The 631-nt window shown below is 28.5% G+C and carries 1 pseudogene; it reads right to left on the bottom strand.

The features are described 5' to 3' along the window. Positions 1-631 (bottom strand): annotated as a pseudogene (locus tag D8804_RS09995) (retron Ec67 family RNA-directed DNA polymerase/endonuclease); the annotation flags it as partial.

Here is a 631-nt window from a genome sequence, read left to right as displayed (position 1 = left end):
CTAGGATATTATCTCTTATGCCGTCTAGCAAAGGGATAAACTCAGTAAAATCGAATTCTTTATAATTTTTCAGAACATGCTTTGAAAGAATTTCTTTTCCATAATAATTTGCTCCACCATCTTTATGAAATTCCTTTCCTTTTAAAATAGGTGGCGAATTTCGAGACGACGAAAATAATAAATCTTCAATATCAGACGAGTTACCGTCATTCTTATTAGATATTAGAGGAGTTGCCATTATATATAGGTTATCCTTTTTATTAATTCGCCAAGGTTTTTCTCTTCTAACTTTTTCTAAATTGTCTGAAATCTTATCTTCTAATTTTTTATTCTTTGAACCCTCCGATTCTTCATTCTGAGGGTTCATCAAGTCTTTTGCATGATTCGCAAACAAAAATAAGGGAGATTTATCCTTACCATTTCTATTATTCGGTTCATTATCAAATAAAAATATTGTTGGATAATTTGGAATATTATCGGTTAATTGTTGGAAATAAGTAATATAGTTTGTGTATAAAATTCTTTCTTCTGAATTTAGTGCAAAAAATTTTTTCTCTTTTTTCTCATTATAGTAAAATTTATCAGAAAAATAATTATACCAAAATTTAAAACCTTCTCCCCCTTCTGGAAC

It is taken from the genome of Streptococcus oralis, from assembly GCF_003944215.1.
In the GTDB taxonomy this organism is placed as follows: domain Bacteria; phylum Bacillota; class Bacilli; order Lactobacillales; family Streptococcaceae; genus Streptococcus; species Streptococcus oralis_BI.
Note: the sequence above shows the minus strand (reverse complement) of the source record. Positions and strands in the feature narration are given on the sequence as shown.